Raw genomic sequence first — 13,213 nt, 5'->3', positions numbered from 1 at the left:
GAGGCGCTAGCGCGTGGTCGGGGAGGGCAGTGCACCCTGCCACGGTACGTCGGCGGACTGCGGGGCTGCGGGAGGCGCGCTCGCGACCTCCGAAGTCGGCTGTGCCGCAGCCGTCGCCGCAGCCGTCGCCGCTTCGGCCGAAGCAGCTGCGGCGGCGGCCGCGGCGTCTGCCGGCGAGAGCAGCGAGTTCGGGATCTCGGAGCCGCCGATCGCGCTCGCCCCGGCTGCTGCCGGCGAGCCCAGCACGGCGCCGTCGCTCAGCCGGAGGTACACCGGGGTGCTGTTGGCGACCATGCCGAGCGCCGCGGCGCTCGCGGCGAGGTTCTGAGGCGACGAGAGGGTGTCGAACTGCTCCGAGAGCACCTGGTTGGTGCGGTCGAGCTCCTTCTGCTGCTGCTGCAGAGACGAGATCTCGTAGGCGCCGTCGGAGAGGCCGACGGAGAGCAGGAGCTGCGTGACGACGATGGCGAGCACGCCCGTCACCACGACGGCGGCGTAGGCGATCTTCGGCCGCGCGCGCTTCTGCGAACGGCTCGGCACGATCTCGATCCGCGGGGCGACCGGAAGGTCGTGTCCTGGGAGCAGTCCCGGCGCCGGATCGGCGGATGAAACCGCCGACTGCAGGGCGTTCGCACCGAGGGTGGGGCGGGGGCGCGCCATGTAGGCGCCGGCCGTGTTCGTCACGCGATGCTCCTGATCTTCTCGGCGGCGCGCAGGCGCACGGGGATGGCACGGGGGTTGCGCTCCCGCTCGGCCTCGTCGGCGAGCTCGGCGCCGCGCACGAGGAGCTTGAGCTCCGGCTTGTGCTCGGGCAGCTCGACCGGGAGGCCGCGAGGAGCGGTGGAGACGGCGCGCTTCTGCAGCTCGCGCTTCACGATCCGGTCTTCCAGGGACTGGAAGGCGAGCACGACGATGCGGCCGCCCACCGCAAGCGCGTCGATGGCCTTCGGCAGGGCGTCCTCGAGCACGCTCAGCTCGGCGTTCACCTCGATCCTGAGCGCCTGGAACACGCGCTTGGCGGGGTGGCCCTGGTTCGAGAACTTCGCGGGGGTCGCCGCCTGGATGATGTCGACCAGGTGCCCGGAGCGCACGACCGGCCCCGCGTTCCTGGCCTCGACGATCTTGCGGGCGTAGCGGTCGGCGAGCTTCTCTTCGCCGTAGTCGCGGAAGATGCGGCGGAGGTCGGCCTCGGAGTAGGTGGCGATGATCTCGGCGGCGGTGAACTCGGCCGTGTCGTCCATCCGCATGTCGAGGGGTGCGTCCTTGGAGTAGGAGAAACCGCGGTCGACCTCGTCGAGCTGCATCGACGAGACGCCGAGGTCGAAGAGGATGCCGTCGACGGCGTCGATGCCGAGGCCTTCGAGCGCCTCGTCGATCTCGTCGTAGACGCAGTGCACGAGGTCGATGCGGCTCTCGAACCGTTCGAGGCGCTGCCCGGCGAGTCGGAGCGCGTTGGGGTCGCGGTCGAGGCCCACGAGGTGGAGCTCGGGGAACGCCTCGAGGAAGGCCTCGGAGTGACCACCGAGACCGAGCGTGCAGTCGACGAGCACGGCGCCCGGCCGCCCGAGGGCGGGGCCGAGCAGTTCGAGGCTGCGCTCGAGCAGCACCGAGGTGTGGCGATCGGCGGGGGTCTTGTCGACTGGTGTCTGGTCGTCTGCCATGAGCATCCGGATCCGGTTCGCAGCCCCTGATCCCCATCCATTCCGACCTGGCACCGGGGAAGTGTGTCAGGGCGTTCGACCTGGCACCGGGGAAGTGTGCCAGGGCGGATGAACGGCTGGGAGTCAGGGGCTGCGACTCAGAAGAGTCCGGGGATCACCTCCTCGTCGGTCTCGGAGAAGGCCGCCTCCTGGGCGGCCAGATAGGCGTTCCAGGCCTCGGCATCCCAGATCTCGGCGCGGCTGCCCGCACCGATCACCACGAGGTCGCGGTCGAGCTTGGCGTAGCCGCGGAGGGCCACGGGGATCGTGACCCGGTGCTGCTTGTCGGGTGTCTCGGCGCTCGCTCCGGAGAGGAACACGCGGAGGTAGTCGCGGGCCTGCTTGCTCGTGACGGGCGCCTGCCTGATCTTCTCGTGCAGGTCTTCGAACTCGCGGGTGGAGAAGACGTAGAGACAGTTCTCCTGGCCGCGCGTGATCACGACGCCGCCGGCGAGCTCGTCACGGAACTTGGCCGGGAGGATGATGCGCCCTTTGTCGTCGAGCTTGGGTTCGTAGGTGCCAAGGAACATCCACCTCCCTCACTCTCCGGCCAGATTCGTGGGCAATGCCTCCACTTTACTCCACTACGCACCACAAATCTATGCACGAGACGCTCATGACACGAAAAACACCCCTCTGAGCCACGGAATTGCGCGGATCTGAGGGGTGGAGGGAAATGGAGCGATCTGGGCACCCCGGGAGCGTTTCCGGGCATGAAAAAAGACCGGCCCGGGGCCGGTCTTTTTTCGGGGAGCGAAGTGGAGGGTTAGGGGGCTACTGTCCCCTGTCGTCGTCCCGTCGCTCCCAGCGGTCGTTGAGGCGATCCATGAAGCCCGACTTCGAGCTCGACGCGGTGCCGCGGCCGGAACCCGCCGGACTGCCGGACGCAGGCGGGGAGACGGGGCTGCCGGCCGTGCGCTTGGAGCGACGGAGAGCGATCAGCACTCCCGCGAACATCGCCACGAAGCCCACCAGGCCGATCAGCGGTTGGCGGAAGATGACGCCCGCGATGACGACACCGAGGCCGAGGATGGCCACCAGGATGCCCACCACGAGGGCACCGTAGTTCAACCGTCCACGACCACCGCTGACCGCCGACACGAAGTCGGCGTCGTTGTGGTAGAGACTGCGCTCCATCTCATCGAGGAGTCTCTGTTCTTGCTCCGAAAGCGGCATCCTTGTTTCACCTCAGGCTCTGGACCGGCGCGACACTGCCGATTGTAGTGCGCGCAGTCTAGCTAGGCTAGGCGAGTGATGGAAAGCCCGCGCCTAGTCAAACTCGTCGACACTCGGATCAATGAATTCCTCGCGTCGCGTGATTCCATTCTCCGGCGCATCGCCCCCGAGCTGTCACCGTTCGCGACGTTCTCGCGGGATCTTCTCAGCGGCGGCAAGAGGTTCCGCGCGCAGTTCTGCTACTGGGGCTGGCGAGCGGTGTCGCCCGCGAACTCCTCCTCGGCGGTACCGCGCGAGAGCGAGCTCGACGCTCTCGTCGATCTGTGCGCCGGCCTCGAGCTCTTCCACGCCGCGGCACTCGTGCACGACGACATCATCGACAACTCCGACACCCGTCGCGGGCTGCCCGCCGTGCACAAACGCTTCGAGTCGCTGCACGCCGACGAGAACTGGCACGGGCCCGCCCGGAGCTTCGGCGAGGGCAGCGCCATCCTCCTCGGAGATCTGCTGCTGGCCTGGAGCGACGAGCTGATCTCCCGTGCGGTGCTCGGGGCACCGGCGCTCGATGCTCTGCTCGGCACCCGCGAGGCCGTCGACATGATGCGCACCGAGGTGACCCTCGGGCAGTACCTCGACCTCATGGAGGAACGGGCCTGGGCCGGCCTCGACTTCGAGCAGGCGCTCGAGCACGCCGAGCGCGTGATGGTCTACAAGTCGGCGAAGTACAGCGTGGAGGCGCCCCTCGTGATCGGCGCGTCGCTGCGCGGCGCCGGCGTCGACCAGCTCGATGCCCTCCGCCGCTTCGGCCTCCCCCTCGGCATCGCCTTCCAGCTGCGCGACGACGTGCTCGGCGTGTTCGGCGACGCCGCGCGCACGGGCAAGCCCTCCGGTGACGACCTGCGCGAGGGCAAGCGCACCGTGCTGGTGGCTCTCACCCGCGCCCGGCTCGATCCTTCGTCGCGCCGCATCTTCGACGAGCTGCTCGGCGACCCGGAGCTCGGAGACGACCAGATCCGCATGATGCAGCAGACGATGGTGGAGACCGGGGCCGTCACCGAGGTCGAGCTTATGATCGCCGACCGCGTGCGCACGGCGCTCACGGAGCTCGAGCGAGCGCCCCTCGGCGACACGGCCAAGGTGGAACTCTCCTCGCTCGCCCGCACCATCACGAACCGCGAGAGCTAGAACCGGCTGGAGCTCTAGTTCGAGCTAGAGCGCCTGGGCGATGCGTCGCACCTCCGCCTTGCGGCCGGCGAGCAGCGCCTCGATGGGCGAGGTGTCGAGCAGGTCGTTCGGCGCCAGCATCCACTCGACGATCTCGTCGTCGGTGAATCGCAGGTCCGACAGCACGATGATGGTGCCGCGGAGCTCGGTGAGGGGCTCGCCGTCGCGCAGGAACGCAGCGGGCACCGAGAGCACGCCGTCGCGGCGGGTGGCGGCCAGGTGCCTGTCCTCGATGAGGCGGCGAACCTTCGCCGGGGTGAGGCCGAGCAGGTCGACGAGGTCGGGAACGGTCAGCCATTCGTTGGCGGGCAGATCAGTCACGCTTACAGAGTGCCACGCTTCCGCACAGTCGGTCGACCGGTGCACGGGGCTTCCGTCGCGAAAAGAGGAATTCCCGCGAACTCCGCTGTCTCGCGCAGTGTCTATGCGGGGAAGTGGATGACCCGCTCCCTAGACTCGTGGGTGTGACCAGCGCGCCTCCCGACCCCATGATCGGCCGTCTCATCGACGGCCGCTATCAGGTGCGGTCGCGAGTCGCCCGCGGCGGCATGGCGACCGTCTACCTCGCCACCGACCTGCGGCTCGAGCGCCAGGTCGCGATCAAGATCATGCACGGTCATCTCGCCGACGACGCCGCCTTCAAGGAGCGCTTCGTGCAGGAGGCCCGCTCGGCGGCCCGCCTCGCGCATCCGAACGTCGTGAACGTCTTCGACCAGGGCCAGGACGCCGAGATCGCCTACCTCGTGATGGAGTACCTGCCGGGCGTCACGCTCCGCGACCTGCTGAAGGACTACGGCAAGCTCACCACCGAGCAGACCGTCGACGTGATGGACGCCGTGCTCGGCGGGCTCGCGGCCGCGCACAAGGCGGGAATCGTGCACCGCGACCTCAAGCCCGAGAACGTGCTGCTGGCCGACGACGGGCGCATCAAGATCAGCGACTTCGGCCTCGCCAGGGCGGTCTCGGCCAACACCGCGACGGGCCAGGCCCTGCTCGGCACGATCGCGTACCTCTCCCCCGAGCTCCTCACCCGGGGAACGGCGGATGCACGCAGCGACATCTACGCCGCCGGCATCATGCTCTACGAGATGCTCGTGGGGGCTCAGCCCTACGTGGGCGAGCAGCCCATGGCCATCGCGTTCCAGCACGCCAACGACCAGATGCCCACGCCGAGCCACGCGAACCCCGAGGTGCCCGAGCAGCTCGACGACCTCGTGCTCTGGGCCACGGCGAAGAACCCGGACGAGCGGCCCACCGACGCCCGCGAGATGCTCGACCGCCTGCGCACCGCCGAGCACGAGCTCGTGGGCAAGCGCGCCAAGAACCCCGCCACCTCGCGCACGGTCGTGCTGCCGGCCGACAGCTTCGACGCCGACCTCGACCACGCCCAGACCCAGGTGCTCGAGGAGCGCCGGCGCACGGGCTCGATGTCGGCGGTCAACCAGGGCTCCCCCACACCCTCGACCACGGTCTACGGATCGGCGGCCGGCCTGCCGCCCGCCCCTCCCGGCGCCCGAGGGCCCGTGGGGGCTGCTACTCCCGGCCCGCACGGATCGGCGGCTGCCACCCAGGCGAAGATCGCCCAGAAGTCGTCGACCAGGCGCAAGCGCGGGTTCTGGATCTTCGGCATCGTGATCGTGATCGCCGCCCTCCTCGGCGGCACCGGCTGGTACTTCGGCGCCGGCCCCGGCGCGATGACCACCGTGCCCGACGTCGCGGCCATGGCGCCCGACGACGCGGTCGCCACTCTCGCGGCCCTCGACCTCGAGGCATCCAGGGTCGACACGGCCAACCTCGAGGTGCCCGCCGGATCCGTCATCGGCACCGATCCCCCGGCCGGCAGCTCGGTGCGGAACGGCTCGGCCATCTCCGTGCTCGTCTCGATCGGGCCCGCCATGCTCCCGGTGCCGTCCCTGGCCGGACTCGACGAGGCCGCGGCCCAGACCGCCATCACCGACGCCGGCTTCACCGTGGGCTCGATCACGAAGTACTTCAGCGACGACGCGGAGGCCGGCATCGTGCTCGTCGCCACGGGCGCCGACGGCGCGGCCCTCGGCGCCGAGTACGGCGAGCGGCAGCCCGTCAATCTCGAGGTCTCGCTCGGCTCGGTGCCCGGCGTCATCGGGCAGACCCTCGACGAGGCGAAGGCCACCCTCGCGGCGGTCGGCCTCGTGGGTGTCGACGGGTCGCAGGACTTCAACGACGAATACCCCGAGGGCCAGGTCTACGACGCCATCCTGCCGGAGGGGCCGATCGTCGAGGGCGACGACATCACGCTCAACGTGTCGCGCGGGCCCGAGCCCGTGACGGTGCCGAGCGACCTCAACGGCAAGCTCTGGAGCGAGGTCAAGCCCGTGCTCGTCGACCTCGGCTTCTCGCTGCAGTACAACGCGGTCGCCGACGCCTTCCCCGACACCTTCCGCGTGAGCGCGACCGACCCCGCAGGAGGCGCCTCCGTCCCCCGCGGCTCCTCCATCACCATCAGCTTCAGCGTCTTCTAGCCCGCCGAGACGTCAGAATCCACGTCAAAAGCTGAGCTTTTGCGTGGATTCTGACGTCTCGGCAGGGCTGGGGCTAGGGGCGGCCGCCGGAGGTGGCGACGAGCTCCTCGGCCACGAGGAACGCGAGCTCGAGCGACTGCATGTGGTTCAGGCGCGGGTCGCAGAGGCTCTCGTAGCGGGTGGCGAGGGTGGCCTCGTCGATGTGCTCCGAGCCGCCGAGGCACTCGGTCACGTCGTCGCCGGTGAGCTCGACGTGGATGCCGCCAGGGTGCGTTCCTGCAGCCCGGTGCGCCTCGAAGAAGCCCTTGACCTCGTCGACCACGTCGTCGAAACGACGGGTCTTGTAGCCCGTGGGCGTGGTGAGGCCGTTGCCGTGCATCGGGTCGGTGACCCAGAGGGGCAGTGCGTCGCTGGCCTTGATGGCCTCGAGCAGCGGCGGCAGCGCATCCCGGATCTTGCCCGCGCCCATGCGCGTGATGAAGGTCAGGCGACCCGGCTCGCGGTTCGGGTCGAGCTTGTCGATCAGGCGCAGCATGTCGTCGGCCGAGGTGGTGGGGCCGAGCTTCACACCGATGGGGTTGCGCACCCGCGAGAGGAAGTCGACGTGCGCGCCGTCGAGGTCGCGCGTGCGCTCCCCGATCCACACGAAGTGGCTCGAGGTGTTGTACGGCGTGCCCGTGCGCGAGTCGATCCGGGTCATGGGGCGCTCGTAGTCGAACAGGAGCGCCTCGTGGCTGGTGTAGAACTCGGTGCGCTTGAGCGCCTCGAAGTCGGCGCCGCAGGCCACCATGAACTTCACCGCGCGGTCGATCTCGCCGGCCAGCTGCTCGTAGCGCACGTTGGCGGGGTTCGAGGTGAACCCCTTGTTCCAGGTGTGCACCTGGCGGAGGTCGGCGAAGCCGCCCTGGGTGAAGGCGCGGATGAGATTGAGCGTCGACGCGGCCATGTGGTAGCCGTCGAGCAGTCGCTTGGGGTCGGCGGTGCGCGACTCCGGGGTGAAGTCGTAGCCGTTCACGATGTCGCCGCGGTAAGCCGGCAGGGTGACTCCGCCGCGGGTCTCGGTGTCGCTCGAGCGGGGCTTGGCGAACTGACCCGCCATGCGGCCCATCTTGATGACGGGCATCGAGGCGCCGTAGGTGAGCACGACGGCCATCTGCAGGATGGTCTTCACCCGGTCGCGGATCTGATCCGCCGTGGCGCCCGCGAAGGTCTCGGCGCAGTCGCCGCCCTGCAGGAGGAAGGCCTCACCGCGCGCGGCGGCCGCGAGGCGGTCGCGAAGGTTGTCGACCTCGCCCGCGAACACGAGAGGCGGGAGCGTGGCGATCTCGCGGGAGACGGACTCCACCGCGTTCTGGTCGGGCCAGGAGGGCTGCTGCTTGACCGGGAGGGTGCGCCAATAGTCCAGACCCGCGATCACCGATTCATCTGCTTCGACGATGAGTTCTGTTGGATCTACCACTGGCTCTGTTCCCGTATCTATTTGGTGGTGGCGGTGCGCACGGGTCTCGTGCGCTTCTCCTTGACTGAAGTCGCATACACGTCGGCGTATTCCTGGCCGCCGAGGCGGTGGAGCTCGTACATGATCTCGTCGGTCACGGAGCGGAGGATGAACCTGTCTGATTCCAGTCCTTCGAACCTAGAGAAATCTAGTGGCTCGCCGATGACGATGCCAATCCGCCGGATCTTCGGGATCTTCGAGCCGATCGGCATGACCTTCTCGGTGTCGATCATGGCCACGGGGATGATCGGCACGTGCGCCTCGAGCACCATCCGCGCCACACCCGTGCGGCCCCGGTAGAGCTTGGCGTCGGGGCTGCGGGTGCCCTCGGGGTAGATGCCGAGCAGATCTCCGCGAGCGAGCACCCGGAGGCCCGTGTTGAGCGAGGCCTCGGAGGCCTTGCCACCCGCGCGGTCGATGGGGAGCTGGCCGGAGGCGGTGAAGAACAGCTTCACGAAGAAGCCCTTGATGCCCTTGCCCGTGAAGTACTCGCTCTTGGCGAGGAACGAGACCTGGCGGTCGACGATGACGGGCAGGAAGACGGAGTCGCTGAACGAGAGGTGGTTGGAGGCGAGGATGGCGCCACCCTTGGCCGGGATGTTCTCGAGGCCGATCACCCAGGGCCGGAACAGGGTCTTCAGCACGGGAGCTATGAGGAGGTACTTGGCGAGGAAGTAGAACATCAGACCGCCCCGGCGTAGTGGCGGGCGAGGTCGGCGGCGCCGACGACCCCCGCGTCGTTGACGAGCTCGGCGATCGCGAACTCGGATTCCGGATGGTAGCCGCGGGCCGGCAGGTGCTCGAGGAAGGCGGCGCGGATCGGGTCGAGCAGCACGTCGCCGGACTGCGCCACTCCCCCGCCGATCACGAAGAGCTGCGGATCGAGCACGGCCGCGAGGCTCGCGCAGGCCTGGCCGAGCCAGCCGCCGAGGGTGCGGACGGCCGACAGGGCGCCCGGATCGCCCGCCTGCACCAGGTCGGCGACGTGCAGGCCCGTGAGCCCCCCATCGCGAGTCCGCAGCGCGGCCAGCTCACGGCCGATGCCCCCGGCATCCGCCAGCTCGCCGGCGATGCGGAGGAGGGCGCGACCCGAGCCGTACTGCTCGATGCAACCGTGGGCGCCGCAGCCGCAGGGCAGGCCGCCCGGCACCATGCGGAGATGTCCGAGCTCTGCTCCCGCGCCGAAGCCGCCGCGGAAGAGCCGGTCGCCGCTCACGATGGCGCCGCCGACGCCCGTGCCGATGGTGAGGATGACCATGTCACTGACGAGGCGCCCGGCGCCGAAACGGAACTCGGCCCAGCCGGCCGCGTTGGCGTCGTTCTCGACGATGATGGGCACCTCGAGACGGCGTTCGAGCTTCTCGCGGAAGGGCTCGTTGCGCCAGCTGATGTTGGGCGCGTAGTAGACGGTCGACTGTGAGGCGTCGATGAAGCCCGCCGCGGCCACGCCCACGGCGGCGATCTGCTCGCCCTTGGCGAGCTCGCCTGCGGTGAGGTGCTGCACCATCTCGACCACGGTGTCCTCGATGAGCTGCGTGTCGGTCGCGCTCGTGGGGCGGCGGTCGTGGGCCACGATCGTGCCGAGCTCGTCCACCACGGCGCCGGCGATCTTGGTGCCACCGATGTCGATTCCGATGGCGCGCATGCCGCGATTCCTCTCACCGTGATGGGACGGCGCCAGGAGAAGCCCCGGGCGCACCAAGTAGAGTGTAGATGAAGTGCACTCGACCGGTACCGAAGGAGCTGCCGTGGACCAGTATTTCGTTCCCCCCGTCGTCACCGCCGACCCTCAGGCGAACGTGACCGACCTCTTGATCGAGCGGGTCCGACTCACCCCGGACGACGCGCTCTTCGCGGTGCCCGAGGGCGCCGGCTGGCGCGACATCACCGCCGCCGAGTTCCTCACCCAGGTGCGCGCTGTCGCCAAGGGCCTGATCGCCGCCGGAATCGAGCCCGGCGACAAGATCGGTCTGATGTGCAAGACCCGCTACGAGTGGACCCTGATCGACTTCGCCACCTGGTTCGCCGGTGCCGTGCTCGTGCCGATCTACGAGACCTCGTCGCCTGCGCAGGTGCAGTGGAACCTCTCCGACTCGGGCGCCACGGCGATCATCGTCGAGACGGCCGACCACTTCTCGAAGTTCGACGAGATCCACCCCGACCTACCGAACGTCACACGGGTCTGGCAGGTCGACCTCGGCGACCTCGACAAGCTCGCGTCCTCGGGTGGGGCGGTGTCCGACGACGAGGTCGAGCGCCGCCGCAACCTTGCCGTGGGCAGCGACCTCGCCACCCTCATCTACACCTCGGGCACGACCGGCCGGCCGAAGGGCTGCATCCTCACCCACTCGAACTTCGTGGAGCTCAGCCGCAACGCCGCGGTGGCCATGAAGGACGTCGTGGCACCGGGCGCCTCCACCCTCCTGTTCATCACGACCGCGCACGTGTTCGCGCGCTTCATCTCGATCCTCTCCGTGCACGGCGGGGTCAAGGTGGGGCACCAGGCCGACACCAAGCAGCTGCTTCCGGCGCTCGGTTCGTTCAAGCCGACGTTCCTCCTCGCGGTGCCGCGCGTGTTCGAGAAGGTCTACAACTCCTCGGAGCAGAAGGCCGAAGGCGGGGGCAAGGGCAAGATCTTCCGCTCGGCCGCGCACGTGGCGGTGGAGCACTCCGAGGCGCTCGACGCCGGTCACGTGCCGCTCGGGCTCAAGCTCAAGTTCAAGCTGTTCGACCGACTGGTCTACTCGAAGCTCCGTGCGGCCCTCGGTGGGCGCGTGGTGCACGCGGTCTCGGGATCGGCGCCGCTCGGCCACCGGCTGGGGCACTTCTACCGCAGCCTCGGCGTCACGATCCTCGAGGGCTACGGCCTCACCGAGACCACGGCGCCCGCCACCGTGAACCTCACCGACAAGTTCAAGATCGGCACCGTGGGCCCCGCGCTCCCCGGTGTGGGTCTCAGGATCGCCGAAGACGGGGAGATCCACGTCAAGGGCATCAACGTGTTCGGCGGCTACTGGCAGAACGACGAGGCCACGGCCGAGGTGATGGATGGCGAGTGGTTCAAGACGGGCGACATCGGTGCGCTCGACGACGACGGCTTCCTCACCATCACGGGCCGCAAGAAGGAGATCATCGTCACGGCCGGTGGCAAGAACGTGGCCCCGGCCGCGCTCGAGGATCCGATCCGCTCGAACCCGGTGGTCGGTCAGGTCGTCGTGGTCGGCGACCAGAGGCCGTTCATCTCGGCTCTCATCACGCTCGACAGCGAGATGCTCCCGGTGTGGCTGAACAACAACGGCCAGGACGCCACGATGACGGTGGCCGAGGCGGCCGAGAACCCGGCGGTGCTGGCCGAGGTGCAGCGCGCGGTCGACGAGGCGAACGCCCTCGTCTCGCGTGCCGAGTCCATCCGCAAGTTCGTCGTGATCACCGACGACTTCACGGAGGCCTCCGGTCACCTCACGCCGAAGCTCACGATCAAGCGCAACGTCATCCTCAAGGACTACGCCCCCATCATCGAGAACATCTACAACGCGGCCCCGGCCACCGAGGGCCAGTCCCTGGTGCACTGACGCCCGCCCCGCGAGAAGCGCCCCTCACCTTCAGGTGGGGGGCGCTTCCACGTTGGTGGCTCAGCAGGACTTCAGCGCCTCCACCGAGGCGCTGAGCGTCGCCGTGCCGCCCAGCACGATGATGCTCGTGGGCTTCAGTCGCACGATCTCCTGCAGCACCGAGTTCGGCACGCATCCGTTCTTCACGAGGTAGATCGGGCTCCCATCTCGCCCGGCCACCGGCCCGGCGCTCAGCGCATCCGCGAAGGCGGTGCCGCTCGCCAGGTAGATCTTCCCCGTCGGCGACGTGAAGGCCGCTTTGTTCAGCGCGACAGCCGCTTCGTATCGGTCTGTGCCGTTGGACCGCGTGACCGTGAACGACTTCGCAAGGAACGTCTCCAGTGCCGGGCTCACGGAGGCCGGGCCACCGGCGATATGGACGGAGCGCGCGCCAAGGTGAGCGAGCAGCGCCGCTTCTTCGGCGGTGAGCGCTGACGCGGAGCCGTTCACCAGGAGCACCGGCGCCTGCGCCAGCACCGCCGCGGGCGACGCGGCAAGGGCATCCGAGAAGTTGCTGCCCGTTGCCACGACGACGCCCGAGGCCGAGGACACCCCTAGGTCAGCGTGTCGGATGAGTGCCCGCGACACCTCGAAGCGATCGGCCCCACCGATGCGCGTGAACTTCACTCCCTCGGGCACGACTGCCTTGAGTGCATCCACCACGATCTCCGCCACCGACGCGGTGCCTCCGACGATCACGACGTGCTTGGGGTTGAGCCGGAGCAGCTCCGCCGACGTGCTCGTGGTGATCGTCGTCGACCGGGAGAGCAGCAACGGCGCCTTCCTCAGGCCCGCGACCGATGCCGCGCTCAGAGCGTCGGAGTACTTCTCGCCGCTGGCGACGTAGACGATGTCAGAGCTCGCGAATGAGGCCTTCGACACCGTGACGGCCTGGTCGTAGCGGTCGAGCCCCTCGATGCGCGAGACGTCGCCCGGTGTGCCGACCGTCATCGTGCACGACGTCGTCAGCGGCGTGGCGTCTTCGAAGATGCGCTTCACGGTGAAGGTGAAGCTCCCCGTGACGGAGGGGGTTCCGCGGAAGACGTAGGGCGTGTTCGTGGCACGGTCGCCCTCGAGGAGCACGCCCGCGGGCAGTGCACCGGCGGAGATCTCGACCACCGCGTTGTAGTCGGGTTCGGCCAGGGCAGGTGTCGGTGCGATGGCCAAGCCCTGAAGGGCCTCGGCCTGGGGGCAGACGGGCGCGTCGAGAGTCGGCGTCGCCGACGCGCTCGTGGCAGGCAGGAGGGCGGCCACGGTCAGCACGGCGGCCGCTATGGCGCCGTGGTGGAAGGAACGGAGGTGCATGGATCGGATCGCTTTCTCGAATGGTGAGGGGGTGACCTCTCACCTTCGCGGCGCATCCGGCTCGGACGTTATGAGCAGTTGGTACTCAGAACCAGGGCGCCTCTCGCACCAGGCGCATGGCCTCGCGGCGGGTGAGCTTGTCGAGGCGGTCGAGGTAGAGGAGGCCGTCGAGGTGGTCGGTCTCGTGCTGGAGCGCTT

13 protein-coding genes are annotated in these 13,213 nt (G+C 69.0%); 3 read left to right on the top strand and 10 right to left on the bottom strand.

The annotated features are described in order from the left end of the window. Positions 1-6: 6 nt before the first annotated feature. From ftsL to N1028_RS17705, 4 genes are all read right to left on the bottom strand, one after another. Positions 7-684: a cell division protein FtsL gene (gene ftsL, locus N1028_RS17720; RefSeq protein ID WP_259530768.1), complete on the bottom strand. Its 678-nt coding sequence runs from the start codon at positions 682-684 to the stop codon at positions 7-9. Continuing rightward, the gene (rsmH, locus tag N1028_RS17715) at positions 681-1,661 is read right to left on the bottom strand and encodes a 16S rRNA (cytosine(1402)-N(4))-methyltransferase RsmH (RefSeq protein ID WP_259530767.1); all 981 of its coding nucleotides are present in this window, start codon (positions 1,659-1,661) and stop codon (positions 681-683) included. Before rsmH ends, ftsL begins: the two co-directional genes overlap by 4 nt. A 137-nt stretch (positions 1,662-1,798) precedes the next feature. Further along, positions 1,799-2,230: a division/cell wall cluster transcriptional repressor MraZ gene (gene mraZ, locus N1028_RS17710; protein WP_259530761.1), complete on the bottom strand. Its 432-nt coding sequence runs from the start codon at positions 2,228-2,230 to the stop codon at positions 1,799-1,801. 244 nt (positions 2,231-2,474) lie between these two features. Next, entirely contained in the window at positions 2,475-2,876 is a 402-nt protein-coding gene (locus tag N1028_RS17705; protein WP_259530756.1) for an SCO2097 family morphological protein, read from the bottom strand. 75 nt (positions 2,877-2,951) lie between these two features. Here N1028_RS17705 and N1028_RS17700 point away from each other — a divergent pair, with 75 nt between their 5' ends. Beyond that, positions 2,952-4,061, top strand: coding sequence for a polyprenyl synthetase family protein (locus N1028_RS17700; RefSeq protein WP_375163440.1), 1,110 nt, complete (start codon positions 2,952-2,954; stop codon positions 4,059-4,061). A 24-nt stretch (positions 4,062-4,085) separates the two neighbouring features. Here N1028_RS17700 and N1028_RS17695 read toward each other — a convergent pair whose 3' ends face one another. Next, positions 4,086-4,421, bottom strand: coding sequence for an Rv2175c family DNA-binding protein (locus tag N1028_RS17695; protein WP_259530754.1), 336 nt, complete (start codon positions 4,419-4,421; stop codon positions 4,086-4,088). A gap of 143 nt (positions 4,422-4,564) precedes the next feature. On the opposite strand from N1028_RS17695, the gene pknB reads away from it, so the two are divergent. Beyond that, positions 4,565-6,601, top strand: a complete 2,037-nt coding sequence (gene pknB / locus N1028_RS17690) for a Stk1 family PASTA domain-containing Ser/Thr kinase (protein WP_310795619.1) — start codon at positions 4,565-4,567, stop codon at positions 6,599-6,601. 73 nt (positions 6,602-6,674) lie between these two features. Here the strand turns inward: pknB and N1028_RS17685 are convergent, their stop codons facing one another. From N1028_RS17685 to N1028_RS17675, 3 genes are read right to left on the bottom strand one after another with little or no spacing between them, the layout of a single operon-like run. Further along, positions 6,675-8,018, bottom strand: a complete 1,344-nt coding sequence (locus N1028_RS17685) for a class II 3-deoxy-7-phosphoheptulonate synthase (protein ID WP_259530753.1) — start codon at positions 8,016-8,018, stop codon at positions 6,675-6,677. Between the two features lie 59 nt (positions 8,019-8,077). Continuing rightward, a complete protein-coding gene (locus tag N1028_RS17680; protein WP_259530752.1) occupies positions 8,078-8,782 on the bottom strand; it encodes a lysophospholipid acyltransferase family protein in 705 nt (234 codons plus the stop codon). Beyond that, positions 8,782-9,744 (bottom strand): ROK family glucokinase, encoded by a 963-nt coding sequence (locus N1028_RS17675; RefSeq protein ID WP_259530751.1) that lies wholly within the window; start codon positions 9,742-9,744, stop codon positions 8,782-8,784. Before N1028_RS17675 ends, N1028_RS17680 begins: the two co-directional genes overlap by 1 nt. Positions 9,745-9,847: 103 nt before the next feature. Here N1028_RS17675 and N1028_RS17670 point away from each other — a divergent pair, with 103 nt between their 5' ends. After that, positions 9,848-11,671, top strand: coding sequence for an AMP-dependent synthetase/ligase (locus tag N1028_RS17670; protein WP_259530750.1), 1,824 nt, complete (start codon positions 9,848-9,850; stop codon positions 11,669-11,671). Positions 11,672-11,731: 60 nt separating this feature from the next. Here N1028_RS17670 and N1028_RS17665 read toward each other — a convergent pair whose 3' ends face one another. Together N1028_RS17665 and N1028_RS17660 are read right to left on the bottom strand one after the other, a co-directional pair. Next, positions 11,732-13,015, bottom strand: coding sequence for a cell wall-binding repeat-containing protein (locus N1028_RS17665; protein ID WP_259530748.1), 1,284 nt, complete (start codon positions 13,013-13,015; stop codon positions 11,732-11,734). 85 nt (positions 13,016-13,100) lie between these two features. Next, on the bottom strand, positions 13,101-13,213 hold a 113-nt coding region (locus tag N1028_RS17660; RefSeq protein ID WP_259530852.1), incomplete at its 5' end, for a peptide deformylase.

Origin of the sequence: Herbiconiux oxytropis, assembly GCF_024979315.1 — a bacterium.
Lineage (GTDB): Bacteria > Actinomycetota > Actinomycetes > Actinomycetales > Microbacteriaceae > Herbiconiux > Herbiconiux oxytropis.
Note: the sequence above shows the minus strand (reverse complement) of the source record. Positions and strands in the feature narration are given on the sequence as shown.